Annotated in this window: 25 protein-coding genes, 1 tRNA gene and 2 pseudogenes; 19 read left to right on the top strand and 9 right to left on the bottom strand. The window is 54.9% G+C overall.

Features of this window, described 5'->3' with window-relative positions; genetic code table 11:
• The first annotated feature begins 153 nt into the window (after positions 1 to 153).
• The 8 genes from mutM to gyrB all read left to right on the top strand — a co-directional run bounded on the left by mutM (position 154) and on the right by gyrB (position 10,267).
• On the top strand, positions 154 to 1,047 hold the full coding sequence (gene mutM, locus V6575_RS13440; protein ID WP_340274979.1) for a bifunctional DNA-formamidopyrimidine glycosylase/DNA-(apurinic or apyrimidinic site) lyase: 894 nt from the start codon (positions 154 to 156) through the stop codon (positions 1,045 to 1,047).
• A gap of 121 nt (positions 1,048 to 1,168) precedes the next feature.
• Positions 1,169 to 1,942: an enoyl-CoA hydratase gene (locus V6575_RS13435; RefSeq protein ID WP_340274977.1), complete on the top strand. Its 774-nt coding sequence runs from the start codon at positions 1,169 to 1,171 to the stop codon at positions 1,940 to 1,942.
• A 309-nt stretch (positions 1,943 to 2,251) separates the two neighbouring features.
• Positions 2,252 to 2,518, top strand: coding sequence for a 30S ribosomal protein S20 (gene rpsT, locus V6575_RS13430; RefSeq protein ID WP_340274976.1), 267 nt, complete (start codon positions 2,252 to 2,254; stop codon positions 2,516 to 2,518).
• A 648-nt stretch (positions 2,519 to 3,166) separates the two neighbouring features.
• Positions 3,167 to 3,607 carry a rhodanese-like domain-containing protein gene (locus V6575_RS13425; RefSeq protein ID WP_340274975.1) on the top strand — a complete coding sequence of 147 codons (441 nt, stop codon included), beginning with the start codon at positions 3,167 to 3,169 and terminating at the stop codon, positions 3,605 to 3,607.
• Between the two features lie 147 nt (positions 3,608 to 3,754).
• Positions 3,755 to 5,233 (top strand): chromosomal replication initiator protein DnaA, encoded by a 1,479-nt coding sequence (gene dnaA, locus V6575_RS13420; protein ID WP_340274974.1) that lies wholly within the window; start codon positions 3,755 to 3,757, stop codon positions 5,231 to 5,233.
• Positions 5,234 to 5,391: 158 nt separating this feature from the next.
• The gene (gene dnaN, locus V6575_RS13415) at positions 5,392 to 6,510 is read left to right on the top strand and encodes a DNA polymerase III subunit beta (protein ID WP_340274973.1); all 1,119 of its coding nucleotides are present in this window, start codon (positions 5,392 to 5,394) and stop codon (positions 6,508 to 6,510) included.
• Between the two features lie 34 nt (positions 6,511 to 6,544).
• Positions 6,545 to 7,678, top strand: coding sequence for a DNA replication/repair protein RecF (gene recF, locus V6575_RS13410; protein WP_340274972.1), 1,134 nt, complete (start codon positions 6,545 to 6,547; stop codon positions 7,676 to 7,678).
• Positions 7,679 to 7,825: 147 nt separating this feature from the next.
• Positions 7,826 to 10,267 (top strand): DNA topoisomerase (ATP-hydrolyzing) subunit B, encoded by a 2,442-nt coding sequence (gyrB, locus tag V6575_RS13405; protein WP_340274971.1) that lies wholly within the window; start codon positions 7,826 to 7,828, stop codon positions 10,265 to 10,267.
• A 115-nt stretch (positions 10,268 to 10,382) separates the two neighbouring features.
• Here the strand turns inward: gyrB and V6575_RS13400 are convergent, their stop codons facing one another.
• Complete coding sequence (locus V6575_RS13400) at positions 10,383 to 11,549, bottom strand: EAL domain-containing protein (protein WP_340274970.1); 1,167 nt, start codon at positions 11,547 to 11,549, stop codon at positions 10,383 to 10,385.
• A gap of 406 nt (positions 11,550 to 11,955) precedes the next feature.
• On the opposite strand from V6575_RS13400, the gene V6575_RS13395 reads away from it, so the two are divergent.
• Both V6575_RS13395 and V6575_RS13390 read left to right on the top strand, forming a co-directional pair.
• Complete coding sequence (locus V6575_RS13395) at positions 11,956 to 12,339, top strand: septal ring lytic transglycosylase RlpA family protein (RefSeq protein ID WP_340274969.1); 384 nt, start codon at positions 11,956 to 11,958, stop codon at positions 12,337 to 12,339.
• 525 nt (positions 12,340 to 12,864) lie between these two features.
• Positions 12,865 to 12,941, top strand: a tRNA-Arg gene (locus V6575_RS13390).
• 161 nt (positions 12,942 to 13,102) lie between these two features.
• Here the strand turns inward: V6575_RS13390 and istB are convergent.
• Positions 13,103 to 13,893 (bottom strand): annotated as a pseudogene (gene istB / locus V6575_RS13385) (IS21-like element helper ATPase IstB).
• Between the two features lie 188 nt (positions 13,894 to 14,081).
• Between istB and V6575_RS13380 the strand changes: the two are divergent.
• Positions 14,082 to 14,282: a hypothetical protein gene (locus V6575_RS13380; protein ID WP_340274968.1), complete on the top strand. Its 201-nt coding sequence runs from the start codon at positions 14,082 to 14,084 to the stop codon at positions 14,280 to 14,282.
• Positions 14,283 to 14,501: 219 nt separating this feature from the next.
• Here V6575_RS13380 and V6575_RS13375 read toward each other — a convergent pair whose 3' ends face one another.
• Positions 14,502 to 14,738, bottom strand: coding sequence for a transposase (locus tag V6575_RS13375; protein ID WP_422785572.1), 237 nt, complete (start codon positions 14,736 to 14,738; stop codon positions 14,502 to 14,504).
• Between the two features lie 180 nt (positions 14,739 to 14,918).
• Between V6575_RS13375 and V6575_RS13370 the strand changes: the two genes are divergently transcribed.
• The 4 genes and pseudogenes from V6575_RS13370 to V6575_RS13355 all read left to right on the top strand — a co-directional run.
• Positions 14,919 to 15,971 (top strand): capsular polysaccharide export protein, LipB/KpsS family, encoded by a 1,053-nt coding sequence (locus V6575_RS13370; RefSeq protein ID WP_340274967.1) that lies wholly within the window; start codon positions 14,919 to 14,921, stop codon positions 15,969 to 15,971.
• Between the two features lie 75 nt (positions 15,972 to 16,046).
• Complete coding sequence (locus V6575_RS13365; protein ID WP_340274966.1) at positions 16,047 to 16,409, top strand: transposase; 363 nt, start codon at positions 16,047 to 16,049, stop codon at positions 16,407 to 16,409.
• Between the two features lie 193 nt (positions 16,410 to 16,602).
• Positions 16,603 to 16,941, top strand: coding sequence for a transposase (locus V6575_RS13360; RefSeq protein ID WP_340274965.1), 339 nt, complete (start codon positions 16,603 to 16,605; stop codon positions 16,939 to 16,941).
• 135 nt (positions 16,942 to 17,076) lie between these two features.
• Positions 17,077 to 17,304: pseudogene (locus tag V6575_RS13355) on the top strand (DDE-type integrase/transposase/recombinase); the annotation flags it as partial.
• A 49-nt stretch (positions 17,305 to 17,353) separates the two neighbouring features.
• Here V6575_RS13355 and V6575_RS13350 read toward each other — a convergent pair.
• The 5 genes from V6575_RS13350 to V6575_RS13330 form a co-directional block, all read right to left on the bottom strand.
• Positions 17,354 to 17,956 (bottom strand): peroxidase-related enzyme, encoded by a 603-nt coding sequence (locus tag V6575_RS13350; protein ID WP_340274964.1) that lies wholly within the window; start codon positions 17,954 to 17,956, stop codon positions 17,354 to 17,356.
• Entirely contained in the window at positions 17,949 to 18,431 is a 483-nt protein-coding gene (locus V6575_RS13345; RefSeq protein ID WP_340274963.1) for a hypothetical protein, read from the bottom strand. The genes V6575_RS13350 and V6575_RS13345 overlap by 8 nt, the downstream gene beginning before the upstream one ends.
• A gap of 67 nt (positions 18,432 to 18,498) precedes the next feature.
• On the bottom strand, positions 18,499 to 19,794 hold the full coding sequence (locus V6575_RS13340) for a TRAP transporter large permease (protein WP_340274962.1): 1,296 nt from the start codon (positions 19,792 to 19,794) through the stop codon (positions 18,499 to 18,501).
• Positions 19,791 to 20,330 (bottom strand): TRAP transporter small permease, encoded by a 540-nt coding sequence (locus V6575_RS13335; RefSeq protein WP_340274961.1) that lies wholly within the window; start codon positions 20,328 to 20,330, stop codon positions 19,791 to 19,793. The genes V6575_RS13340 and V6575_RS13335 overlap by 4 nt, the downstream gene beginning before the upstream one ends.
• On the bottom strand, positions 20,330 to 21,334 hold the full coding sequence (locus V6575_RS13330) for a TRAP transporter substrate-binding protein (protein ID WP_340274960.1): 1,005 nt from the start codon (positions 21,332 to 21,334) through the stop codon (positions 20,330 to 20,332). The genes V6575_RS13335 and V6575_RS13330 overlap by 1 nt, the downstream gene beginning before the upstream one ends.
• 67 nt (positions 21,335 to 21,401) lie before the next feature.
• Here V6575_RS13330 and V6575_RS13325 point away from each other — a divergent pair, with 67 nt between their 5' ends.
• The 3 genes from V6575_RS13325 to V6575_RS13315 are packed head-to-tail and all read left to right on the top strand — an operon-like array spanning position 21,402 to position 24,836.
• A complete protein-coding gene (locus V6575_RS13325) occupies positions 21,402 to 22,379 on the top strand; it encodes a LysR family transcriptional regulator (protein ID WP_340274959.1) in 978 nt (325 codons plus the stop codon).
• 11 nt (positions 22,380 to 22,390) lie between these two features.
• Positions 22,391 to 23,821, top strand: coding sequence for an NAD(P)-binding domain-containing protein (locus V6575_RS13320; protein WP_340274958.1), 1,431 nt, complete (start codon positions 22,391 to 22,393; stop codon positions 23,819 to 23,821).
• Positions 23,822 to 23,846: 25 nt separating this feature from the next.
• The gene (locus V6575_RS13315; protein WP_340274957.1) at positions 23,847 to 24,836 is read left to right on the top strand and encodes a membrane dipeptidase; all 990 of its coding nucleotides are present in this window, start codon (positions 23,847 to 23,849) and stop codon (positions 24,834 to 24,836) included.
• A 141-nt stretch (positions 24,837 to 24,977) separates the two neighbouring features.
• Here the strand turns inward: V6575_RS13315 and V6575_RS13310 are convergent, their stop codons facing one another.
• Positions 24,978 to 25,766 carry an alpha/beta fold hydrolase gene (locus tag V6575_RS13310; protein ID WP_340274956.1) on the bottom strand — a complete coding sequence of 263 codons (789 nt, stop codon included), beginning with the start codon at positions 25,764 to 25,766 and terminating at the stop codon, positions 24,978 to 24,980.
• Between the two features lie 83 nt (positions 25,767 to 25,849).
• On the opposite strand from V6575_RS13310, the gene V6575_RS13305 reads away from it, so the two are divergent.
• Entirely contained in the window at positions 25,850 to 26,206 is a 357-nt protein-coding gene (locus V6575_RS13305) for a MerR family transcriptional regulator (RefSeq protein ID WP_340274955.1), read from the top strand.
• The last annotated feature ends 74 nt before the right edge of the window (positions 26,207 to 26,280 follow it).

Below are 26,280 nucleotides of genomic sequence, written 5' to 3'. Positions count from 1 at the left end.
TTTGACGCACGCGTGTCACTTAATCAAGCAGCCTTTTCCACCGGATCCACCTGAATGGCAAGCGCCCCGGTCCAATTTGCCGCGGACCATAGTACAAGCCTCCTGTGAACGCTATGTTCGCCATTCGTCAAAATCAGCAAAACGGAAGCCTGTATGCCTGAATTGCCCGAGGTCGAAACCGTCAAACGCGGCCTGGCGCCGACTTTTGAAGGTGCCGTGATCGCCAAGCTGGATCAGAACCGCCCGGACCTACGCTTTCCGTTTCCCGAGAATTTCGTCGAACGCTTGACCGGACAGATCGTCACAGGCTTGTCCAGACGCTCGAAATATCTGCTGGCAGACATCAGCAATGGTGACGTTCTGGTCATGCATCTTGGCATGTCCGGATCCTTCCGCATTGAAACAGATGACGACATCCATGTCCCAGGGGATTTCACCCACGCAAAATCCAAGAACGAAAAACACGACCACGTTGTCTTCCACCTGCTTCGGCCAGACGGTGTCAAAGCGCGGATCCTTTATAATGACCCTCGTCGCTTCGGCTTTATGTCGCTGGTCCCGCTTCCAGAACTAAGCGAGCATCCCTATTTTAAGACCCTCGGGCTGGAACCACTTGGCAATGAACTGGATGGCGCACGGATCTCTGCCTTGTTTGAGGGCAAAAAGTCACCTCTGAAATCGGCGCTGCTGGATCAGAAGCTGATCGCAGGGCTCGGCAACATATATGTCTGCGAAGCCCTTTGGCGCACTGGCCTCTATCCGAAACGCCTGGCTGGTAGCATTGCTGGCAAGAACGGAAGGGCCACCAAACAGACAACCGCGCTAGCTTTACACATCCGTGACACACTAAATGAAGCGATTGAGGCTGGTGGATCGAGTTTACGCGATCACACACAGGCAGACGGCACACTCGGATATTTCCAGCACCGCTTTGCCGTTTACGACCGCGAGGGCGAACCGTGCCGAAACGAGGGCTGTAGCTCGACAATACAGCGGATCGTACAATCCAATCGCTCGACCTTTTTCTGCCCGACCTGTCAACGCTGACACCTGCCAGCTTTCCCAATTCCATCATTTTCCTGATCTGCAGTTGCCAGCAACTGCCCACCTCGGCTACGCCTTTCCTCAAATGTAATTTGAAACAGGTCTGAATTTGGGAGTGAATCAGATGGGATATGAGAACATCCGCGTGGAAACCCGCGGCAAGGTTGGCCTGATTACGCTGGATCGCCCTGCGGCACTCAACGCTCTCAACTCGGCACTGATTGAAGAGCTAAACACGGCACTTGCAGGCTTCGAAGCTGATGAGCGGATAGGCTGCATGGTCCTGACCGGCTCAGAAAAGGCGTTTGCAGCGGGTGCCGATATCAAGGAAATGGGCGAACTCGATTATATGAGCGCCTATCTGAATGATTTCATCACATCCTGGGATCAAGTCTCGCGGACCCGTAAACCAATCATTGCGGCGGTATCGGGCTATGCTCTGGGCGGCGGATGCGAACTGGCCATGATGTGCGATTTTATCATCGCATCGGATACAGCCAAATTCGGCCAGCCCGAAATTACCCTTAGTGTCATGCCGGGCGCGGGCGGTACACAGCGTCTAACGCGCTTTGTTGGCAAGTCCAAAGCCATGGACATGTGCCTGACTGGCCGCATGATGGACGCGGAAGAAGCCGAGCGCAGCGGGCTCGTCAGCCGCATCGTTCCATCAGGAGACCTGCTTGAAGAAGCCCTGAAGGCCGCCGACAAAGTCGCAAGTTTCTCTCTGCCAATTGCTATGATGACCAAGGAAAGCGTCAATCGAGCCTATGAAACCACCCTTGCCGAAGGCGTCAGGTTCGAACGACGCGTCTTTCACAGCATGTTTGCAACAGAAGATCAGAAAGAAGGCATGACCGCCTTCACCGAAAAGCGCAAACCGCAGTTCTCAAATAAATAAGAAGCGAGAATTATCCCGCATCCGACTGCTGGTATTAAATCGGTCATTGCTGGATCATTCCGCTTCAGCAATGACCGATGAATTTACTTGTTTTATTAGTGAGATAGAGCCTTGTGATCCGATTAGGTGGATCATAAAGTGACCTAGACCATTGACGCAACCGCATTGCGGGATTATAAGCTGCGCCCAACCGGTGGCGGGACCTCTCGCCGCCGTTGTTTTTTGATCGGGTCCTCCTCCCGCCTTGGCGTTTGGGTCTCCCGGTCGTAACCGGACTTACAAGTTCCACCACGGATCAGGATTGAGCCCATGGCCAATACACCCTCGGCCAAGAAGGCGGCCCGCAAAATTGCCAGCCGCACGGCCACAAACAAAGCTCGTCGCAGCCGCGTACGGACATACTTGCGTCAGGTTGAAGAAGCGATCTCTTCAGGCGACCACGCAGCTGCAAACAGCGCTCTGAAGGCTGCACAGCCTGAAATCATGCGCGCTTCGACGAAAGGCGTCCTTCACGCCAACACGGCTTCCCGCAAGGTTGCCCGTTTGAACGCACGTGTGAAAGCGCTTAGCGCCTAATCTATCGAGAATATCGAGTTTGAAACCCGGCCCTTGAGGTCGGGTTTTTTTTAGCCCTGAGCTTTCGTGCCCCACTGAAGCCAGCTAACTGTTTTTTACTTATAAGGAATTTTCCCTAGGCAATAGGCGTGGCACAAAAAACATAATTTTTCCAATGACATAGCCATAGGTAGATCAGATGAAACTCATTTGAACCGGATTCGATACGAGTCAAGTTAAAACATGAATCATTTTTTTAAAGCCCCCAGCTTATGACTTAGGCAGAAGACCTGGATCCCAAAAATCCTTGCGACAAAAAGCATTTGGCGCAAACACAGCAGCTCAAGACGCCTATCTAACGCTACGTATCTTTCGATACTGCTAACGATTTGTTCACTCGCCCCTGTTGCCCGCCAGACGCCGGATGTATATGTTTCTTTCAACGGCAGAGAGACATCTGCTGACTAACGAAACAATAAACAAGTGCAGGCAAGTCATGATAAAATCGGATCAAATTTTCGCCATACAAAAACGAAAACAGAACCCGATTGAATACATAAATTTATTTGACGCCTGACCGCCCTTTTACTTAAAGGGCGCCTAAATCTTTCCAAAAATTTTAAACAACGAAACAACAACAACGGCACCCCCGTTGTTAAGGGGGCTTTCTTGCGCGCTACAACTGAATACGCTGGCGATATGGACGTAACAGCCGCATTTGAAATCCTTATGGAAAAGGCCGCCGCCGTTCTGGTAGATGTACGAACAAATGCCGAATGGGCATTCGTTGGCGTACCCGATCTTACAGCCACTGGAAGAGATCCGATTTTGGCTGAATGGCAGAGCCTCCCGCCTGCCGAGCCTGTCAAGGATTTTGTCACTGATTTGGCTAAAAATATCTCTGAAAAAGGGCTTGACCAAAGCGCCTCAATCTTATTCTTGTGCCGCTCTGGCGTAAGGAGCCAAGCGGCTGCAAAAGCAATGACGCAAGCTGGTTATGCCAATTGTTACAACATCACCGGTGGCTTCGAAGGCCCTCTTGATCAAGAGGGCCATAGAGGAACTCAGTCTGGATGGAAAGCTTCCGGACTTCCCTGGATCCAAACTTAAGGCAATCCGCATCCAAGCGGATTAGGGCGCTGCCGATTGGCAGAAGCTCAACTCACATTTGTCCCAATCGGGATTTATACAAGCTGTCAAAACAGCATTAATCAGAGCGACTGTGGCGGATCGCTCTATGATACAGGAGGCGTAGAAATGCAGGTTCAGGAGGCAACAGGCTCTGAACACTGGAACCGTGTTAAAAAACGGCTCCGCGCTGAACTCGGTGACGATGTTTTCTCGAGCTGGTTTGCTCGTGTTGACCTCGAGGAACACAACGACGGGACAGTTCGTCTGTCGGTTCCTACCAGGTTTCTCAAACAGTGGATTCAGTCAAACTACAACGAACGGCTCATGGGCCTTTGGAAAGGCGAGTGCGACAACGTTCACAAAATCGAACTTACTGTCCGTGGCGCGATGCGCCCGCGTCAGCCATCAGCGCAAGTTGCAGCTGGGCTTCCGGCTCCAAAACGGCCGAAGTCTTCGATGTCTGACCCACGTATGGACGGTTTTTGCGACTCCAATTCGGTCGCAGCAGCCCAAGCGGTCACCGCGGCTCTCGGACGCGGCGACAACGCCGGCGACGTAGCACGCGACGTTCTGCAAGGTGCCGCTCTCGACCCTAAATACACATTCGATACATTTGTTGAAGGTGACTCCAACAGACTGGCACTGGCAGCAGCACGTCAGGTCGCAGCAGGTGGTGCGGTGACCTTCAATCCGCTCTATCTTCATGCATCGGTTGGCTTGGGCAAAACTCACCTGATGCAGGCCGTTGCTTCCAAGGTTCGCGCCTCTGGTCGTAAAGTCCTCTATCTGACGGCCGAGCATTTTATGTACAGGTTCGTTTCCGCCCTGAAAGCCCAATCAGCACTGGCTTTCAAGGAGACCTTGCGGACAATCGATCTCCTCCTGATTGATGACATGCAGTTTCTCCATGGCAAACAGGTTCAACAGGAATTTTGCCATACACTGAACGCTTTGATCGACGGCGCACGTCAGGTCATCGTGGCAGCTGACAGGGCACCTTCCGAACTCGATACTTTAGACGACCGCGTTCGCTCACGTCTGTCTGGCGGCCTTGTCGTTGGCATTCAGGAGCCTGACTTCTCTCTTCGGCGCAACATTTTAACCACACGGGTCACCCAGACGCGGCGCAGCTACCCGAATTTTGATGTTCCGGAACCTGTGCTCGACTATGTAGCAAAGCATGTTGCGTCTTCTGGTCGTGATCTTGAAGGTGCTCTCAACAGGCTCATCGCGCATAATCAGCTAACCAATCAGCCAATTACGCAAGAAATGGCCGAGTTGACACTTCGGGACCTTATCCGCTCCAGCGAACCGCGCCGGATAAAGATCGAAGACATCCAGCGCGTCGTCTCCAAGCATTACAATGTGACCAAGGCAGACCTTTTGTCTGCCCGAAGAACCCGGACGATTGTTCGCCCACGTCAAATCGCTATGTTTTTGGCTAAGGTTATGACCCCGCGTTCTCTTCCGGAAATCGGCAGACGCTTTGGCAACAGAGATCACACCACAGTTTTGCACGCTGTTCGCAAAATTGAAGAGCTGGCTCGTGGCGATCAGGCACTGGCAACGGAGCTGGAACTGTTGAAGCGCATGCTCGACGCTTAAGCAGCACAAAATGCTCATCAAATTCAGGGGCGCTCAGCTGAGTGCCCCTCTTGCATTTCAATGCTACAGGGGGCAATGTCGTCCCCCGCTCCCTCAGGGGAGTATCCTGTTTTATCGTCCGAGTTCCACTCGGCATTTCACGAATACGGACATTGCGTATGAAAGCGACACTCGAGCGGACCGATCTCCTCAAGTCTCTGACTCACGTACACCGGGTTGTCGAGCGCCGTAACACCATTCCGATCCTGTCCAACGTCTTGATCCGCGCCGAAGACGGTGTGTTGAAGCTCAAGGCAACCGATCTGGATCTGGAGATTTTGGAAACCGTTCCAGCCATGATCGAAATGCCAGGCGCAACCACTGTGCCTGCACATATGATCCATGACATCGTGCGCAAGCTGCAAGACGGTTCCCAGGTCGTTCTGGAAACCACCAGCGATAATGCCACATTGGAAATCCGCGCTGGCCGTTCAAAATTCGCGCTTCAAATGCTGCCAGAGACTGACTTCCCGGACCTGACAGCCGGTGATTTCACCCATGGCTTCACGTTGTCTGCCGGTGATATTCGCAAGCTGATCGACACGACCCAGTTTGCCATCTCAACGGAAGAAACTCGCTACTATCTGAATGGTATCTACATTCATGCTGTTGATACGGCAGATGGCGCAAGATTCCGTGCCGTTGCGACTGACGGTCACCGTTTGGCGCAGGCTGAAGTTCCAGCTCCATCCGGATCTGCCGGGATGCCAGGTATAATCGTGCCACGCAAAACCGTTGGCGAAATTCAAAAGCTGCTGGAAGAGCCGGAAGCAGACGTTCAAGTTGAGCTGTCTGAAACCAAAATTCGCGTGACCACAGCTTCTGTTATTTTGACGTCGAAATTGATCGACGGTACCTTTCCAGACTATGGCCGTGTTATTCCGCAAGGCAATGACAAGGAAATGCGCGTTGACCGGGACGAGTTCAAGGAAGCAGTCGACCGCGTGTCGACGATTTCCTCCGAGCGTGGCCGGGCCGTTAAGCTGTCCTTGAGCGAAGGACGTTTGATACTGGCGGTCAACAACCCGGATTCTGGCAGTGCAACCGAAGAAATTGCGGTTGAATATGATTCAGATCCACTCGAGATCGGCTTCAATTCCCGCTACCTGCTCGACATTGCCAATCAGCTGAACAGCGACACAGCCCTATTCCGCTTTGCAGACAGTGGATCTCCAACGCTGGTTCAAGATAATACGGTTGAAGATTGCCTGTTCGTGTTGATGCCTATGCGCGTGTAGTCGGCAGCTCTAACGCGCCGATGGGATAAATGTCATGCCTGACAGCACGTCGGTGGCGCTAAACCGGTTGACGCTGACCGACTTTCGCAACTACCAACGCCTGGATGTTGCCTTTTCCAAGCCACTTGTCGCCTTCGTCGGCGACAATGGCATTGGCAAGACCAACATTCTGGAAGCAATTTCATTTCTAACAGCAGGACGCGGCCTTCGGCGCGCGCCCTTTGCTGATGTCGCTCGTATTGGGGGCAGCACTGGCTGGAGCGTATCCGCCAACCTCTCCAAAGATGACTACGACACCCCGATTGGCACAGGCCTCACCCCGGGGGAGGCTGGGCGGCGCGTCCGGATAGATGGGGAAGATGCAAAGTCCTCCGAAGCACTGCTCGATTATGTCCGGGTTTTATGGCTGGTCCCATCGATGGACGGCCTATTTACTGGTCCGGGATCTGACCGCCGCCGCTTTCTCGACCGCCTGACGCTTTCTCTTGATCCAACCCATGGGCGTCGTGTCAGCAATTTTGAGAAAGCCTTACGGCAAAGAAACAAGTTACTCGATACCGGAGGTTCTGCAGACTATTTGAGCGCCCTAGAAATACAGGTTGCAGAACTCGGCACTGCCGTTTCGCTAGCGCGAGGAGAAACCGTGACCTTGCTGGGAGAAACGGTAAAGGCGCAGGCAGGAACTGGTCTGCCGTTTCCTCTTGCCTCTTTGGTTCTCGAGGGCGCTTTTGAAACGGCTACACGCGGGATGAGCGCAGGAGACCGCGAGGATCACTACCGCGAGCTGCTGTGTGAAGGGCGTAGCCGCGATCGGGCTGCTGGCCGAACCTTAATGGGCCCTCACTTGTCTGACCTCGCGGTTCGTCATGTTGCCAAGGACATGCCCGCATCCCAATCTTCGACCGGCGAGCAAAAGGCACTTCTGATCGGACTTATTCTCGCACACGCCGAACTGACTGCCTCAATCACCAACATGGCCCCGGTTCTCCTATTGGATGAAGTCGCAGCTCATCTTGATCCGCACCGACGCGAGGCGCTCTTCAACCGCCTTTTGGACCTCGGAGGCCAAGTGTTCATGACCGGCACCGACGCCTCTCTTTTTCATGCTCTACCCGACGCAAGCGAGATGTTTCACATATCCCCTGTAGGGGCCAAACGTCTTACCTAGCGTTCTTTGGCCAAAAAACGCCAAAATCCAATGGTTTTCCACCGCAATAGACGCTCCATCCGTGCTAAGCATGACGGGCGGTTGAACGACCTGCTGAACCCCGTATAACAGGGGATTAAATCAAAGAACCACTGGTGACTGATTCGCATGAGCGACACTTCCATTCCCGAGAATGTTCCGACGCCCGACACAGAGTATGGTGCGGATTCCATCAAAGTCCTCAAAGGGCTTGACGCTGTCCGAAAACGGCCTGGAATGTACATCGGCGACACGGACGACGGTTCCGGTCTGCATCACATGGTCTATGAGGTTGTCGATAACGCCATCGATGAAGCCCTTGCAGGACATGCGGACCACGTAACCGTAACCATGAACGCTGAAGGCTCGGTCACCGTTTCAGATAACGGACGCGGCATTCCAACCGACATGCACACCGAAGAAGGCGTTTCAGCTGCCGAGGTCATCATGACCCAGCTTCACGCCGGCGGTAAATTCGACCAGAACTCCTACAAGGTCTCTGGTGGTTTGCATGGCGTTGGCGTGTCCGTGGTGAATGCCTTGTCTACGCGCCTCGATCTACGTATCTGGCGGAATGACAAAGAGCATTTCATGCAGTTCGCTCATGGCGATGCTATCAGTCCGCTTGAGATTGTCGGTCCGGCCAATGGCAAAAAAGGAACTGAAGTCACATTCCTTCCATCACCGCAAACGTTTACGAAAACCGACTTCGATTTCGCCACTCTGGAGCATCGCCTTCGTGAGTTGGCATTCCTGAACTCCGGCGTTCGAATCATTCTGACTGACAACCGGGATGTTGAGCCCGTTGTCGAGGAATTATACTACGAAGGTGGACTGGAAGCTTTCGTGCGCTATCTCGATCGGGCCAAGCATCCGTTGATCGAAGCGCCGATCACAGTCATTTCAGAGCGAGACGGGATCACGGTAGAAGCTTCCATGTGGTGGAACGATAGCTACCACGAAAACGTACTGTGCTTCACCAACAACATCCCACAGCGCGACGGCGGAACCCACCTTGCAGGTCTGCGCGGCGCATTGACCCGGCAGCTCTCAAGCTACGCCGACAATGCTGGCATCATGAAAAAGGAAAAAGTCTCCTTTACCGGTGATGACTGCCGCGAAGGACTGACATGTGTTCTATCAGTCAAGGTTCCGGATCCGAAATTCTCGTCGCAGACAAAAGACAAACTGGTGTCCTCAGAGGTCAGGCCTGTCGTTGAAAACCTGATGTCTCAAGCGCTGTCTGACTGGTTTGAAGAAAACCCGGCACCCGCTAAAACCATCATGGCCAAGATTGTTGAAGCCGCATCTGCTCGTGAAGCGGCCCGTAAGGCCCGTGAGCTGACCCGCCGCAAAGGCGCATTGGACATAGCTTCCCTACCGGGAAAGCTTGCAGATTGCCAGGAACGCGACGCGTCCAAAGCTGAACTCTTCCTGGTGGAGGGTGACTCCGCTGGCGGCTCTGCAAAGCAGGGCCGAAATCGTGAAAATCAAGCCGTACTGCCGCTACGAGGTAAAATCCTCAATGTGGAGCGTGCGCGTTTCGACAAGATGCTGTCTTCCAACGAAATCGGCACCCTAATCACAGCCCTCGGCACCGGTATTGGACAGGAAGAGTTCAATCTGGAGAAGCTGCGCTACCACAAGATCATCATCATGACAGATGCTGATGTGGATGGGGCTCATATTAGAACCCTGCTTTTGACCTTCTTCTATCGCCAGATGCCGGCATTGATCGAAAACGGCTACATCTATATTGCACAGCCGCCGCTCTATAAGGTCACTCGCGGCCAATCCGAGCAGTATCTGAAAGACCAACTGGCTCTGGAAGATTATCTGATTTTGGCAGGCTTGAAAGACACGTCCTTGACCCTGGAAAACGGTGAAGTCCGAATGGGCGAGGATCTGCTAACTGTCGTGGAGAAGGCTCGCTCAATCTCCGAGATATTTGACGGCCTGCATACGCGCTACAATCGCGATGTCGTCGAACAAGCTGCCATCGCCGGTGCCTTGAACGAAGAAACATTGCACGACAGGGCAAAGGCAGAAGCCGCCGCAGCTTATGTCGCACGTCGACTTGATATTCTGGCCGACGAATTCGAACGTGGATGGGTCGGAGAAGCAACAGACGACGGCAGCCTCGTATTTAAACGCACCGTTCGTGGTGTTGAAGAAGTTGCCATCATCGATGCAGCTCTTCTGGGCTCAACCGATGCCCGGCGCCTTGATGCACAGTCCAGCCACTTGAAGGAAATCTACGGCAAAGCCGCCGTACTTCGCCGCAAGGACACTCCGCATGAAGTCCGCGGCCCGAGGATGTTCCTGAAAAGCACCTTTGCCTTTGGGCAAAAAGGCATTTCCATGCAGCGCTATAAAGGGCTTGGCGAGATGAACCCGGATCAGCTTTGGGAAACCACTCTCGATCCGAACGTCCGTTCTCTTCTACAGGTGAAAGTGCGGGAGGCTGATGATGCTGACGGGATCTTCACAAAGCTCATGGGTGATGAAGTTGAGCCGCGCCGCGACTTCATTCAGGAAAACGCCTTGAGCGTTGCAAATCTGGACGTTTGATCCAGACCAAATTCCGCAGAAGGACCGTTTCGGCCCTTCTGATTTACCAAAGAACAATCCTACCTATCGTACGTGAGGCGATTAAGCCGGTCTTGCTTTGCACCTTACGGCCCGGTTACAGAGGCCGATTGACAAGCTCCGCGACATTCCAGGGCCAAGGCTTGGCTTCGCCAAAATAAGGACCATGCGCAGCATCCACATTATGGTCCCGCAGCCTATTCAGGCAGATTTCGGATCTTACATTTTTTGCAATAATTCGAGCGCCACATTTTTTACCAGCCAGAACGGCACTACCCAAGGAGCGCTTTCTCCCCGCGCCTTCGTTTAAGGCATTCGTTAAAGCTGGCTCAAGTGTCAGCCAGTCTACCCGGTTTTTTGCCAAGCGCTTCAACATCAGTTCATTTCCAGAAAAATCATCAATCGCCGTTTGACAGCCCAATTCGGATGCCAGCTGAATGAACCGCCTAGCGTCTTCCGGGTTCGCCAAATAATCCCTCTCAGAAATTTGCAAACACAAGCGTTCTGCCAAAAGCGGATCCGCATCCAGACGAAACTGCAGGAGATCCCTCAACCTCGAATCCACAATTGCTTCTGCTGAAACATTGACCGAAAGCCATGACCGCCGGGTGTGTGACCATGCAAAATCCAAAACCTGGTCCAGCGTCCAACTGTCAAGTTGCACCACCGACCCGTTCCGCTTAGCTGACGCAATCAGTTTATCAGAAGAGCAGGGCACAAGCGCGTACTCTCCCCGCAAACTCAGGATTATATCAGCCCCCACAGGCTGCAGCTTCGCAAGATCATAAACCGGACAAGCATGTAGCTCGAGGTCGTTGAGGAAAACGTCCGCTGTCGCGGAGAAGGTTGGATCATTCGCCGTCGAGTTACCATCCAGACGACAATCCACCTCACGATGGAACTGCATAAGAACGAGCGGCTGAACACCGACTTCCGCGTCAATTCCTAAAAAGACAGGCGTACAAGTTGCACTTGAGCATAAGACAGCGCCATTGAGACAAGCGAGCACGCCCTGAACTTCCACAATCGACCCGGCTGCAGCAGTACCAACCGCCCTTTGGCAACGCTGCGTGCTGTCCGGAGTCAGCAAGCAGGACAAGATTGCGCCCTCTGTATGGTTCGAAAAACCGCGGAGATAGCTTCCAAACATATTGTTGAAGGCTATGCAGCGTGCCTCTGCATCAAAGAAAGCCGCCGGTTCCGGCAAGACATCTAGCAATAGTTCGTAAACTGTGGGTAGCTTTTTTCCTGACGATTGAAGCACATTACCTCTCCCGCCGTTGACTAACCGCTGGTCGATCTTCAACAGATCATCCTCTCAAAGTATAATTTGATTCACGGCAGCCACTACCCAATACTATCAAACAGCTCCGTTGCTAGAATTAACATTAACATGATTTTCACCTGCATTTTACGGCATGGATATTTCCCACAATTCTTGGAATTATATTGGTTAATCAAATATTAATTAAAAATACTAATTTTAGAAAATATCAATGCCCGATCGGCTTATTCTTGCTCGTCATTACACGGCTGCTGCCATAGTGTCACCATAGCCAACATGCAGTTGACTGTAACTCGAGAATTTTCCGTCCCATTTCGAAACAGAGGGTAAAACCGTGCCCCACGCCTCGCAGATACCTCGTGCTACGCAACCAGGCAGGCTGTTAATGACCTCCTTTGTATTGATGACTTACCTATGCGCGGGAACCTCTGCCGCAATGGCCCTCACCCAATGTGGCAAGGCTTCTTGGTATGCACTCACCAGTCAAACCGCGAGCGGTGAGATGGCTGACCCGACCTCTTTCAACGCAGCACACAGAACACTGCCCTTCGGAACCAAAGTGAAAGTGACAAACCTTCACAACGGACGAACAACCATAGTCAGCGTCAATGATCGCGGCCCCTTCGTCAAAGGTCGAATTATCGATGTCACCCGCGCAGCAGCCAAGGAACTCAAGTTTTTGGACCGGGGAGTAACCCGTGTAAAAATAGAAATCGCAGACAGAAATTACCCTAGGTCTTATAAAGAATTAAAACATTGTAAAAACTAATTACCATAAAGAGCACCTTGAGATATTTACGAAATCGCCTTTAATAAATCAAAGTAACCCAGCCACACCAAGGCGTAAAATAAAGTACTCGAAGCTAATGACAAACGTCCATTTCCTTTGTAGGATCCCGCCCGTGGTCGATGGGGCCATGTGCACTATAACTTTATATCGCGCGGTCCTTTTAGGTACCGCGCGTTTTTTTGAGCTCAGGCGCCCACTGAAAATCCGCTTTAACTATCCGCTCAAGACGATGGCCAATAAGACAACACGCGCCATGGAATAGGCATCAAAAGCGCCCTTCTTAAAATTCAAAATATTTCCTCTCGGCAGAAGGTTTATCTGCAGGCTTTCTGTCAAATAGAAAGCCTGTATGAAGACCGGATGTCGATCGAAGTCGGGTTTCATTGCGCTCAAGGCAGTCGGGCAGTACGGAAGCTGTCCAAAAGACCAAGAAAGCAATTGAAGGCCGCCAACCAATCGGGTATCAGATGCATCTATATGCAAAGCGTGATGTAATCACAGCATGCACCCGTAGCTCAGCTGGATAGAGCGCTGCCCTCCGAAGGCAGAGGTCACAGGTTCGAATCCTGTCGGGTGCACCATTTACGTTCAAAACTGCGAACACCTGAGGAAAATTTTTTCCGATCCGACACGGCGTGTTCAATGGCCGCCTTGCTGCCGATAATTCGGTGTTGAATGTCACTTAGACCTGACCCGGTGTTGTCACCGAGATTTGACCCGCACAGTCGTTATGCTTTTTACGTCATGATGTGGTCAATGGTGGTGTCTGCTTTTGTTTCTGTTTTGCGATCTCGGAGCTGGCTTTGAAGCGATAGCTGTCATTGCCGGTCTCCAGGATGTGGCAACGGTGCGTGAGCCTATCGAGAAGCGCGGTGGTCATCTTGGCGTCACCGAAGACTGTGGCCCATTCACTGAATCTGAGGTTCGTAGTGATGATCACGCTGGTCCGCTCGTAGAGTTTGCTCAGAAGATGGAACAGCAGCGCGCCGCCTGATGTGCTGAACGGCAGGTAACCCAACTCATCCAGGATCACGAGGTCCGTTTTAACCAGTGCTACAGCGATCTTTCCGGCCTTGCCGAGGGCCTTTTCCTGTTCCAGTGCATTGACCAGCTCGACCGTCGAAAAGAAGCGCACGCGCTTGCGGTGATGTTCGATGGCCTGAACGCCGAGGGCCGTCGCGACGTGCGATTTTCCCGTGCCTGGTCCACCGATCAGGACGACATTCTCAGCGACGTCCATGAACTCACACCGGTGCAGTTGGCGCACGAGAGCCTCGTTGATTTCGCCGGCAGCGAAGGTGAAGCCAGAGAGATCCTTGTAGGCTGGGAAACGGCCGGCCTTCATATGATAGGCTATCGAGCGCACCTCACGTTCGGCCATTTCAGCCTTGAGCAGCTGCGACAGCATCGGGATTGCCGCATCGAAGGCAGGCCTCCTTGCTCCATGAGATCATGCACGGCCTGCGCCATGCCCGGCATCTTCAGGCTGCGCAGCATGATGACGATGGCGGCTCCGGCGGGGTTATGACGCATGGCGTGTGCCTCCCCGCAGTCCGTCATAGCGTGCGACGGTGGCCGCAGGTTCCTTCGTGAGGACGAGACTCGAAGGCGGCGTCACATCGGACTGGTCGGTCGACGTACCATCCACCAGCCTATAGAGCAGGTTCAGCACATGGGTCAATCCTCAGTGACAATTCTGACCTCTACCGGGTCAGTTCTAAGTGACATTCAAGAGCCTCATGCCAGACACCAATTCGTCCTCACAGCCCCTTCTGCCGCAACAAAGCCTGACGCCGCTCGAGCGCGAGTTGCTGAGCTTGGTCGAACGCTTGACCAACGCCTTCGAACATTCGACCTCAGAGCTGGAGCACTTGGAAAAGCGCTCGACAATCTTGCTGGACGAACGGCTAAACGCGCTCTAGACCTCGCTCGACAGGTCCGTCAGTTCTCAGGCGCGCTTCAACGAGGCCTTGCTCGACTTACTCAGCACGCCAGAATCCTCCGGCAGATCGGTGGAAGAGCTTTGCAAGGCCCACGACGACCTCAAGAGTGCTCAAGGGCAATTTGGATCACCATTTTCTGCCTCGCGTCCCGAGCAATTAGTGCGAGGCATCGGCTAAAAAATCCCTTTCCACTACCAACTAGCCAATCTTTGAATGCAGTTTGTCGACGTCTGCCGCGCTTACCTGCTCAGCGGTAGCTCCCCGGCACGTAGATGCCGTTGCCATATTCTCTATCGCCGCTCGCTTCCAAGTCCAGATCTGGGTCGGATGTACGCCATATTTCTTGGACAGTTCCGCAAGCGTCATCTCCTCACGGATCGCTTCAAACGCAACTTTGGCTTCTAATTCGGGACAATGGTTCTTTCGTTTCTTCATTGCAGACCGCTTCTTTCGTCATGCAATCCACCTTAACGAGTGGTACGAAAATCCGCGCCCAACTCTTCCAGATGAAGAGCTCCAAGGGAGATCATCAAGAAAGCTCTGGAAACCGGCCGAGGGAAGCCTTAAACTCTGAAAACCTTCACCAATTCACGCCAGACCGGGTTTTTAATTTCCATGAAGATCGGCCTCGCTACCTCTGGCCTCAAGGCTCACAAACACGCTATCCAACATCTGAGCGGTGGCCAAATAGGCTTTCTGTGGCCATTTGGCCTTGGGCTGGATGCCATAGCCGGCTGGGGGCACAAGCCGACATCGAACCGAGCGCGCAAGATTGCAGCCCGGCGCAGGTTGCCCTATCTTGCGTTCGAAGATGGATTCCTCCGCTCTGTTTTGCCCGGCAATACGGAGAGTCCTCTCTCACTGGTGTTGGATCGAAGCGGCATCTACTACGACGCCCGCAGCGCAAGCGACCTGGAAACTTTCGTCACTGCACGGAGCCAAGCGAGTTCGCTAGATCCGAAAATTGCCCGCGGCCTCGAGGCCCTGCGCGAGGCGCGGCTGTCGAAATACAATCATTTCGAAGTCCATGACATTGCTGATCTGAAGCTTGGTAGCAGCTCCCGGCAGTACCGCGTTTTGGTGGTTGACCAGACCGCGGGCGATGCTTCCATTGTTGGCGCCCACGCAACTGAGCAAAGCTTCATTGATATGCTTCTGGCGGCAGTGAAGGAAAACCCCAAGGCAAAGATCCTGATCAAGGTGCATCCGGAGACAATGCAGGGGCGCAAGGCCGGGCATTTTTCCCATGCCTCCCTGGAGACCCTGGCGGCAGCACACCCGGAGCTGGCCCAAGCTCAGGGAGATAGTCGCTTGCGGCTGACACCGGAGGCTATCAATCCCTGGGCGTTGCTTGAGGATTGTTCGAAGGTCTATTGCGTCTCCAGCCAGCTTGGTTTCGAAGCGCTGATGGCCGGATGTCAGGTGGTCACGTTCGGCACCGGCTTCTACAGCGGCTACGGTCTGACAGATGATCGCAACCCAACACCCCTCACGCGACGTCAACCGGCCTCTCTAGAGGCACTATTTGCAGCACTCTACTTCGACTACAGCCACTACTTTGCGGAATTTCCCTTTCGCGAGATCTCCTTTTTTGAAGCAGTGGACCTGCTGGGGCAGCGGATCGCGACCGCAACGATCTCAGTGAAGGCTTGCACGAGGCTTACCTAGATCGACGTTATCTGGCAAACTGGACCTCGTGTTGAAGTCCGATTTGTGATTCACTGACTGCATGGAAGTGGCCTAATGAAGCCCAGCAGCTTATTCAGTTTGTCCGATCATCTTGAGCGCCTGAGCCAGGACCGGCTCTCGTGGATGCGCTTTCTAGATTTCGACCTGGGCGAGACGACCCCGGATGAGAACACCATCCGTCACTTCCGCAACCGCATGAGCGAGACCGGAACGCTGAAGCGGGTGATGAAGGCCTTCGACTGGCAACTGCACAAGAAGGGCTATATTCCAATGTCCGGTCAGATTGTCGATGCGTCTCTGGTTCCGGCTCCCAAACAGCGCAACACAGAGGGCGAGAAAGAAGCGATCAAGGCGGGCAAGACGGCCAGGGAGATCTGGCCGGAGAGGCCGAACAAAGCCGCCCAGAAGGATACATAGTCTGAGGCTGGCGCCCGCTGGACGTTGAAAGTCGGCGGTAAAACGAGATTCCGACTGGATGGCACGCCCTTGCCGCAGATCGCCCTGCCGGTGTTTGGCTATAAGAGCCACATCAGTATCGATCGGCGTTTGGCTTCATCCGCGGCTGTGCAGTGACATCGGCTTCAAGTCCTGACGGGCGTCAATTGAGGCATTGGTCAGCACCGACAATACCGCCTCCGATGTGTGGGCCGACAGTGCTTACCGCTTCAAGAGGAATGAGAAATGGCTGGCTGACAACATGCTGGTGAGCCAAATCCACCGGCGTAAACCGAAGGGCAAACCCATGCCGCAGGCAACCGCCCGCGCCAATGCGAAAAAGTCTTCGATCCGTGCACGGGTAGAGCATGTCTTTGCACATCAGAAGAACTGCTATGGCCTGTTCATCCGTACCATTGGTCTGGATCGAGCTGAAGCGAAACTGACGCTGGCCAATCTCGCCTACAACTTCGACCGCCTGATTTTCCATGAACGAAAAAACGCCCTGGGATGAGTCCGCCTTAAAGGCGGACAAACGACCCAAACCCGGCCTGGACCAGCCCGGACCGGACCGGACCAAAACGGCGCTCTCATCCGTCAAATCCGAGAAAATGAAACAAAACAGTGGGTTTTTGCGGGTCTCTAGCCGCTGGGGCCGGACCCAGCGCATTATCTTACCAAGCATCCACAGCAGGGCATTGAAAGTGACCATTTCCGAGTGAAGAAGAATATGCCGAATGTTGGTTGTTTCCAGTCGTTCAACATCGCGTGGCGAACCATCGCCGGGTTTGAAGCCATGCTGTGGCTGAGGAAGGGCTACGGTTTTTCCAACGGTTGTACCGTCAACGACCAGAATGATCTCATCGCGCGCCTCTTCGAACGGGAAAGGTTAACTAATCATGAAAATGCAGCCTGTTACAGGATAATTATACCCGCCGAAAATCTTTGCGACACGCCCTGGGCGTGTCGCTTGAATGGCCAAGAGGATGCATGAGCCGGTTGGCCCAGCCGAAAATGGCAATGGAATGGATAAGGTCCTGAATCTCGCCGTCGTCCATACCCTCCGAGCGCAGGGCCTCGATATGAGATTGATCGGCGCGGGGCGGCGTGACCGTCAGGGCCTCGGCAAAGTCCATGATTGCCGCGTCCCGCGTGCTCAAGGCATCCCGCCGCCCGGCGTAAAGTGCCGAGGTGGTGCAGGGGCCCGACAGTTTGGCGTGCTGGCGCGCATGCACGTTGGCACAATACATACAGCCATTGACCAGGGAAGCACCGAGTGCACCGAGTTCGCGATCCTGGCGGGGCAAGCCGCCTTCAGCATACATGATGGCGTTGAACAATTCGGTACGCGCCACATAGCTGTCCGGGTCGTGTACGAGCGTGCGCACATAGGGCGACACCTTTTTGGCCGAGGGCGTAACCTTCATGGCTGCCAATTGGCGCTCGGTGGCGTCAGCGACCTCGACCGGCGGCAGATAGGGCGTCCAGGACAGAGGCTTGATCTTGATCCGGGTAATCGCATCACGCATTGGTATTATTCCTCAACAGTGAGAGACCATGAACGACGCGCATCTCGAAACACACCTGCGCCAGGAGCTCTGAGAGGGCGATGATCTGGGACACGGAAAATCCCGCGGACAAAAGATCCTGCAGATGGGCTTCCGAGGCCCTGGCGGGTGTCACCGCGATCATGTCCGTGTGGCGTGCCAGGGCCGCGAGGCCCGGGTCTGACGGCTGGCCACCCTTTGCCAGATCATGGAGCTCGGGGGCGTCCGGGGCAGGATAGCCAGCAAGGAAGGCGGCATTTGCGCCGAAGGCTGCCGCCCGATGGGCAACCGCATGGCGGAGATCCGGGGACAGATCAAGATCGTCTTCAGGGTGTAAAACGGCCGCACGGCAGGCCTCTGCGCCGCTTACAAAGGCCGGCCTGCGGGCTCTTAGCTGATACATTGCGTCCCCGGAGGACACTCCAAGGGCGGTGTTGATGGCGTCTTTCGCGGTCATATAGAGACTTTCGGTAGCCTTATTCGGTTGGGTTTCCGGTTTGGATCCTGAGGAAACAACGACGGGGTCAGCGATTTGCAGGCCCCATCACCAGATCGGGCAGCCACAAGGTGATGATCGGGAATGCCGTAATCAGGATGAGCGCCACCACGGGCGGAATCAGCAGGGGCAGAACCGCTATGGACAGGCGTTCGAATTTCACCCCTGACACGGCGGACATCAGATAAAGGCCGACGCCCATGGGCGGCGTGGCGATCCCGATCAACAGGGCCAGAGTGATGATCATCCCGAATTGCACCCGGTCGATGCCAAAGGCATCTGCTGCGGGCAGCAGAAGCGGTAGAAGAATGATCTTGGCCGGTGTCGCCTCCATGAAGCAGCCGATCACAATCAGCAGAACCACCACGAAGACAAGGAACAGGGTGCGGCTGTCAATCGTATCCAGAAATCCGGTTGCGAAGGCCTGGGGCACCTGCTCGAAGGCGAATAGCCAGCCCATGGTCTGTGACGCACCGATGATCATCATAATCAGCGCCGAAAGAAGCGCGCTTTCCTTGAGCGAATTCCACAGCATATCGAAGGTCAGCACGCGATAGGCCAATCCTACGAGCAGGGTATAAACGCAGGCGATCACACCGGCTTCGGTCGCTGTGGCAAAGCCGAAAATGATCGCGCCCAAGATTATGCCGGGGGCGACAAGGGCGGGAACACCCTGGAGGACCGCGTTTTTGATGGAGGCCATGCTTCTTGGCTCCTCGCGCGGCATCTCCTGGAACACGCACATCACGCGGATATAGGCGATGAAGGAGGCGGCCACCAAAAGCCCCGGTACGATCCCAGCCAGGAACAGGCGCGCAACGGATTCATTGGCCAGCCAAGCGTAGACGATCAGACTGATCGAGGGCGGCACGATGGGGCCGACCAGAGAAGTGGCCACGGTCAGGGCTGCGGCGAATTCATGGGAATAGCCGCGTTTGCGCATGGCGCGCACCTCGATCTGGCCCAAGCCCGCGATATCGGCAGTCGCCGCACCGGATACACCGGCGAAAATAAGCGAGGCGACGACATTCACATAGGCCAGGCCCGCCCGCACATTGCCGATCAAGGCGAGAGCGAAGTTGAAGATCTTGTCGGTCATTCCGACGGCATTCATCAAGTTGCCCGCAAGGATAAAGAACGGAATGGCGAGTAGGGCAGGCTTGCTCGCACCCTCGATGATTTGCTGAGGGAAAACGAGGGAGAAGTCCATCAAGTTGGCCCAGAACAGGCCAGCAACCGTGCCGATGCCGATGGCGATCGTCACCGGTACGCCGAGCATCATGAGCAACATGAAGCATCCGATTACCACAAATCCGAGGGTCATTGTGACTGTCCAGCCTCTAGCAGGTCGCGCGGTGTCGTGCGCGGATAGGGAATGATCTCACCGGTCAGGACGTTCAGCGCATGCAAGCTGAAGTGCATGACAAGGAACATTGCCGAAGTGAATAAAGGCAGGCTGGAAACGTATATGGGCAGGGCGATCGTTTCCATGTGGCCTGTCTGCATCGCGGTGAGCTCCAGGGCTGGCGATAGCACCATGTACATGAACAACAGGCCGGTCATGTCGGCAAAGATCGCCAGTGCCCGGCGGATTGGCATCGGCATGCGCGCGGCGATTAGGTCTACGACCACATCGCGGTTTTCACGCATGTAGACGTAAACACCCAAGCAGATCATCCAGATAAACATTAGCATGGTCCAGTGAAACACCCAGTCATACGCATCGTTCAGCAGCGAACGGCTTATGATGTTGATGATGTTGATGGTCAGCATGACGAGCAACAGAAGGGCAATCGCGGCTTTAAAAACCACCGCGACCGCGTCCAAACCTGTTCCGGCAAGGGAGAGAACCCGCCTCATTATTGCGCGCTTTTACGGGCGGCTTCAACGGCGCTCATCAGGCCCTTCGGCAGCTCGCCAGCTGCTTCGCGAGCGGCGTAGAACTCTGCCGTCTTCGCCAGGATTTCGGAGGTGTCGAAGCTGTCGGAATAGGTTACGCCATCTAGAGCTTTGATCCGCTCGACGGCCTCATTAGCGCCTGAAAAAATCGCGTTCCAGGCAAAGGCCGCCGCATCAGCATGGGCTCTTGTCAGAGCGTCCTTGTTTTCGACAGAAAGGGCCTGAAAAGCCTGGTCGTTCATGAGAAAGGCAATGGCCTGGGGGTACTCATCGGTGCGGATGATGTTCGGAGCTACTTCATAGAACCGTGTGGTTTCTATGAGCTCCAGCGGCGAGGTAACTGCATCCACGATATTGCGGTTGATCGCGTCGTAGACTTCGCCCCATGGCAGGACAACAACCTCGGCTCCGAGGTTTGCCCAGGCATCGATCACCAGCTGGCTGTTGAACTGGCGGATCTTGCGACCCACGATATCTTCAGTCGAAGTGATCGGTTCCACGCTCAACAAGGTGCGGAACGAGCCGCGGGGGAACGCGGGGGCGTCGCCCAGGATGGAAATTCCCGACTCGTCCGTAATGCCTTTGAGCCATCCTTGAACCATGTCTCCACGGATGAACTCGGCCCAGTGATCATAGTCATCAAAGAGGAACGGCGCAGAGGAATAACGAATATTTTCATCCCAACGCGCCAGGAATGTCATGGCAGACGGAGCAAGCTGGATCACACCTGCGCTCAGCTGCTCGATGACGGCGTCCATTTTCCCAATCTGGGAGTTAGGGAATATCCGGATGGTCAAATCGCCGTTCGAATATTTGGCCACTTTCTCGGCCAGAACTTCATAGGCCTGCCCTTCAATACTGTCAGGGGCAACCATGGAACTGAGACGCCAAGTTTCGGCGGCAACGGGGAGGGTGGTTGTGGCCAGAAGGGCCACAGCGGCGGCAAGACGGTGAAATTGGAACATGTGAGAACTCCGGTCGGTGTTGCTTTTTGGGCTTGTTATTATCCTCATAATGCATGATCATGCCTGCATGATGTCAATAGAAAATAATAAAAAGTTCGATCTAAAGGCGCTGGAAGCCTTCTTGGCGGCGATGTCTTGCGGATCCATGACCAAGGCCGCAGTTTATCTGGGTGTTGGCCAACCTGCCGTGACCCGCATGATCAAGGAACTGGAAGTCGCTGTAGGCTTTCAGCTTTTTCATCGCAACGGACCGCGCATTTCTCCGACAGATCGTGGTCTGCGGTTTCACGAGGAAGTCCAGCGCGTGGTTGCCGGTCTGCGCCAGATCGGACAACGGGCAGAGGCGATCCGCACGGAAAAGGTTGCTTCCATCGACATTGCCGCGACGCCGACCATGGCGGCGGGTCTTTCCGGGCCGGCGCTGAAGCTGCTCGCCGACGATTTGCCCCATCAGGTAAATGTCCAGACGATGAATGCGGAATATGTGATCAGGGCGCTGCGCAGCCGCACGGCGGACTTCGGCATTGCAGCCAATCCGATCGATCACGCCGGCATGGTACGGCACGTGGTCTGTGAATCTCGACTGGTAGGGGTTGTGGCGGAGAGCTCGATACTTGCCAGTTCCCAGGACCCTCTGTCGTTGTCGATCTTTTCCGAACGGCGTTTGATCACGGTGGGTAACGCCTTTCGGATCCGCCATGCCATCGATCAGGCCTTTCAGAAACTCGACATCAGCCCACCTTCTGAATTTGCGACCAACACTTCGTTGAATGCCGTCATGGCGGCGCGTTCCGGTCTCGGCGTTGCGATCGTAGACCCTGTTACCGCCTACGGCGTGCCCGTGGAGGGCGTTAAAATCGTCCCACTGGAAACTCGAATACCCTATGTCTGGGAGCTTTTGAGCGACGCTGATCGCGCTTTGTCGCGGCATCTGAGCGCTTTTGTCGATGCCTTTCGCCGGGGCTGTGTCGCCACGGTGCCTGACTGCGTCGTCAAGAGCCCCGGGGGCGATGCTGTGCTCGCAGATATTCATCAATCTTCTTAGGGAGACGCTCCATGAAAGAGCCGACAAGTCTGGCGGAGTTGGAAGCCGACTACGCCCGACAACGCATGTTATTGAACCTGCCTCCTAAACCCTGGATGCCCGTAACCAAAGGGCCGACGGACAAACCCGTTCTGGATGTTGCCATCGTGGGGGCCGGGCTTTGTGGTCTAGTGGCGCATGCCGCCCTGGAGATGGAAGGCATTACCAATGTGCGCCTTCTTGATCGTGCACCAGCAGGACGAGAAGGTCCCTGGATCACCTTTGCCCGTATGGAAACACTGCGCACGATCAAAGAAGCGGCAGGTCCGGCCCTGGGAATACCCGCGTTGACTTTCAGGGCCTGGTTCGAGGCGCAATGGGGGTCGGCGGCCTGGGATGACATGACCCTCGCGCCCCGTACCATGTGGATGGATTACCTGAACTGGTATCGCAAGATGACCCGGCCGGATGTGCTGAACGACTGCGATGTCACCGAGATTTCGCCTGAAGGGTCGTTTTTTCACCTGCGCACCAGCGCTGGCGACATTTGGGCGCGCCGGGTGATACTGGCCACGGGACTTGACGCCCTCGGGGCTCCCAAACTGCCGATGGTCGCACAAGGAATGCCCGAGGGTACTGTCTATCATTCCGCGGATGTATTTGAAATCGATCGTCTCAAGGGTAAACGCGTGATCGTGGTGGGAGCCGGGGCGTCTGCCATGGACAACGCCGCCGCTGCTCTTGAGGCCGGATGTGCGCGTCTAGATCTGCTGGTCCGCCGCCCCACCTTGCCGGCCATCGACAAATTCACAGGCACGGGATCGCGCGGCATGACGGTCGGCTATGCGGCACTCGACGACTCTCAGAAATGGGACCTGATGAATCTGGGCGGCAGGTTTCCCGTGCCCCCGCCGGCGCACTCGGTCGCGCGTGTCGCCCGTCATAGCAATGCACATTTGCATCTCGGGGCGCCGATCCAAACCATGTCGCACGGGCAGAACGGCCTGTCTGTGGACACACCGGACGTTCATCTCGAGGCCGATGTGGCGATCTTCGCGACGGGATTCGGCATCTCTTTGCAGGATCGCCCCGAACTGTCGCAACTGGCGCCGCATTGGCGTACCTGGGGCGATGTGGTCGGGGAAGGGAAGGCCGTGCAGAACCTGGAACTAGCCGCCCATCCACATCTCAACCCGGATTTCACCTTTGCGGAACGCACACCAAACGCCTGTCCGGCGTTGGCGCGGCTTAGCTGTTTTGCCTACGCGGCGGTGCCCAGCCACGGCAAGGTTACCTCGGGAATTCCCTCTGCCACGGAGGGCGCGCGGCGCCTGGCGACAGGATTGGTGCGCTCGTTCTTTGCCGAGGATGCGGCCTTCCATCTCGACCGGTTCGAGACCTATGACACCCCTGATTTCTCACCTGACATCTGGCCCGCCACCCAGCTCAGCGTGACCGCCTGAGACCTCTTCCAACAAGGTTTTACTCATGACTTCCAACGATTTTCACGCAGGCTCGATTGTTATCGACGCACTGCAATGCTCGGACTTCAATCGTGAATTGCTGCTTGATGCACAGCAAGGCGGGATCAGCGCGATCAACGCCTCTTCCGTCTTGTGGGAGAACTTTCGCGGCGGCATGGACTATGTTTCCATGTGGCGCGAGAAACTGGCGGAGAACGACGATATCGCCATGGCAATTCGCACGACCGATGACATTCGGAGGGCTAAGGCTGAAGGTAAAGTCGGGATTGTCATGGGGTGGCAGAACACCTCGCCCATTGAGGACCGACTCGACTATTTTGCGCTATTCAAGGGCCTTGGCGTGAACATCATGCAACTGACCTACAATACCCAAAACTTCTTTGGTGCCGGGTATCTGGAAGCGAAAGACAGCGGTCTGACCGGTTTTGGCCGCGAGGCCGTGGACGCCATGAACGAAAGCGGCATCCTAATCGATCTGAGCCACGTAGGCATTCAAACCTCGCTGGATACCATCGATTATTCCCGCAAGCCCGTTGCGATCACCCATTGCCTGCCTAGCGCGTTGCGGGATGTGCCGCGCAACAAGCCCGACGATGTGTTTCAGGCCTGCGCTGCCAAAGGCGGTGTGATCGGCACGTCGCTGTTCGCACCGGGATTGGCCAAAGGCAATGACGCTGCGGTTGCCGATGTGATCGACGCGATGGAGCATACGCTAGATCTTGTTGGCGAGGATCACGTTGCCATCGGCACTGACTTTAACCACAATCGCCCGCGTCCTGGCCCCTGGCTGATCTGGGCCAACAAGGACAAGGGCACCGGCCGTACCTTGGCCGAGTTCGGTTCCGCCAAGATTTCCAAGCCTGAGGGCATTCGTCATAGCCGTGACTTCGGCAATCTCGCCGCTGAAATGCAACGGCGGGGTTGGGGCGAAGACCGTATCGTCAAGATCCTGGGCGGCAACTGGATGCGGCTGTTCGATCAGACCTGGGGGTAAGCGGTGTGGGTCGGTATTGCCCAACATAGTTTGCGCCCATTTGCGTCGATAGTTTGTGGCTGCAGGTTTTCCCATATTTGCTGATAGAGATTGCACTCGCCGGAAATCTTTGCGACACGCCCAGTTATGCCCCCTCGGCAATCAGGCGCTACTCAAAAAGACATTGATCGTTTCAGCAATCAAATCAGGAGACTCAATTGGAGCAAGGTGGCCAGTCGGTAACTCCAAATAGGACGCTCCGCTTATGGAGGCTGCTAAGGATTTAGCGTGCGCGGGCGGAACCATGTGGTCATGGCTACCGCCGACCACCAGTGTTGGGGCTTCAATCCGTTTCAACGCATCGTCAACATCCAATGCAAGATCGACCTCGGTCTGACGGCTCATGCCGTCCCAGTTCTGAGTTTCGACCATGTTTCGTACTGCCTGTTCTACGCCTTCAAATCCCCAGGAAGACAGGCCATCAGGACTGAAACCTGTCAACAAAACGAGCCTTGCCATCGCTTCGCGATCCGATCTGATTAGGTCTCGCCATAGTTCGAATTGTACCTTCAGGCGTGGATCTGGCTTGGCAAAACCCGAGATAAGAACAAGGGCGCTGATGCGTTCGGAATGGGCTGCTGCGATATGAGCAGCAACTGCTGCGCCAAGCGAAAATCCAACAAGAGCGAAGCGCTGGATCCCCGCATGGTCTACAGCGGCCAGAACTTGAGCAGCAAAATAGCCTACCGTCAGGTCCCGTCCATCGTCCTCGGTATGGCCTGACCCACTGCAATCAGGCCGAATGACTTCGAACTCTTTTGACAGCTCCTTGGTCACATCCTCCCAATTGCCGACGCCGTCGCCCCCGGTGCCATGGACCAAGACCAATGCCGGCCCCTCTCCGTTCTTTCGGTAACCGACCTGCACACCCTCGAATGTTGTGAAATGCATAGCGCAACTCCTCTCTTGTCTTCAGTTGCAACAAGTTATAAACTCTGACACTACTGTTAGGGTCAAGCCACGTTGGAATAAAGATGAAAATCGGCGAACTATCTAGGCGTTCTGGCGTCTCGGTTCGGATGCTGCGTTATTATGAAAGCGAAGGCTTAATCGCCCCGGCGCGCCGAGCCTCCGGCTATCGTGACTATGATGTGGAAGATGTTCGGATCGTCTTGGCTATCCGCACACTGAATGAAGCCGGGTTGAAACTGGATTTCATTCGCAGATTTCTCCCTTGCCTACGCAGCGAGGGACCGATCCTGCACCCTTGTCCGGACCTCATGGCCGCGATGGAGCAGCAAATGCAAGCGCTTGATGACCGCATTGGAAAGTATCGTGAAAGCCGAAAAATGCTGGGGGGCTACTACGAGGAGATGCTTAGTCACTCCTGACTTCCTGCTGTTTTTCAACATTTCAGGAAATTTACAGGTACGGTAAAGCTCTATCCCTAGCACCTCTGACGGCG

It is taken from the genome of Roseibium algae (assembly GCF_037783265.1).
Classification (GTDB): domain Bacteria; phylum Pseudomonadota; class Alphaproteobacteria; order Rhizobiales; family Stappiaceae; genus Roseibium; species Roseibium algae.
Note: the sequence above shows the minus strand (reverse complement) of the source record. Positions and strands in the feature narration are given on the sequence as shown.

Coding starts and splice junctions, on each gene's coding strand:
- V6575_RS13330 (WP_340274960.1), bottom strand. CDS start 21,334: ATGTTCCAATTTCACCGTCTTGCCGCCGCTGTGGCCCTTCTGGCCACA.
- V6575_RS13325 (WP_340274959.1), top strand. CDS start 21,402: ATGATGTCAATAGAAAATAATAAAAAGTTCGATCTAAAGGCGCTGGAA.
- V6575_RS13435 (WP_340274977.1), top strand. CDS start 1,169: ATGGGATATGAGAACATCCGCGTGGAAACCCGCGGCAAGGTTGGCCTG.
- V6575_RS13305 (WP_340274955.1), top strand. CDS start 25,850: ATGAAAATCGGCGAACTATCTAGGCGTTCTGGCGTCTCGGTTCGGATG.
- V6575_RS13350 (WP_340274964.1), bottom strand. CDS start 17,956: ATGCGTGATGCGATTACCCGGATCAAGATCAAGCCTCTGTCCTGGACG.
- gyrB (WP_340274971.1), top strand. CDS start 7,826: ATGAGCGACACTTCCATTCCCGAGAATGTTCCGACGCCCGACACAGAG.
- V6575_RS13365 (WP_340274966.1), top strand. CDS start 16,047: ATGAAGCCCAGCAGCTTATTCAGTTTGTCCGATCATCTTGAGCGCCTG.
- dnaN (WP_340274973.1), top strand. CDS start 5,392: ATGAAAGCGACACTCGAGCGGACCGATCTCCTCAAGTCTCTGACTCAC.
- V6575_RS13395 (WP_340274969.1), top strand. CDS start 11,956: ATGACCTCCTTTGTATTGATGACTTACCTATGCGCGGGAACCTCTGCC.
- V6575_RS13370 (WP_340274967.1), top strand. CDS start 14,919: ATGAAGATCGGCCTCGCTACCTCTGGCCTCAAGGCTCACAAACACGCT.
- mutM (WP_340274979.1), top strand. CDS start 154: ATGCCTGAATTGCCCGAGGTCGAAACCGTCAAACGCGGCCTGGCGCCG.
- V6575_RS13315 (WP_340274957.1), top strand. CDS start 23,847: ATGACTTCCAACGATTTTCACGCAGGCTCGATTGTTATCGACGCACTG.
- recF (WP_340274972.1), top strand. CDS start 6,545: ATGCCTGACAGCACGTCGGTGGCGCTAAACCGGTTGACGCTGACCGAC.
- V6575_RS13335 (WP_340274961.1), bottom strand. CDS start 20,330: ATGAGGCGGGTTCTCTCCCTTGCCGGAACAGGTTTGGACGCGGTCGCG.
- V6575_RS13340 (WP_340274962.1), bottom strand. CDS start 19,794: ATGACCCTCGGATTTGTGGTAATCGGATGCTTCATGTTGCTCATGATG.
- V6575_RS13310 (WP_340274956.1), bottom strand. CDS start 25,766: ATGCATTTCACAACATTCGAGGGTGTGCAGGTCGGTTACCGAAAGAAC.
- rpsT (WP_340274976.1), top strand. CDS start 2,252: ATGGCCAATACACCCTCGGCCAAGAAGGCGGCCCGCAAAATTGCCAGC.
- V6575_RS13345 (WP_340274963.1), bottom strand. CDS start 18,431: ATGACCGCGAAAGACGCCATCAACACCGCCCTTGGAGTGTCCTCCGGG.
- V6575_RS13375 (WP_422785572.1), bottom strand. CDS start 14,738: ATGAAGAAACGAAAGAACCATTGTCCCGAATTAGAAGCCAAAGTTGCG.
- V6575_RS13320 (WP_340274958.1), top strand. CDS start 22,391: ATGAAAGAGCCGACAAGTCTGGCGGAGTTGGAAGCCGACTACGCCCGA.
- dnaA (WP_340274974.1), top strand. CDS start 3,755: ATGCAGGTTCAGGAGGCAACAGGCTCTGAACACTGGAACCGTGTTAAA.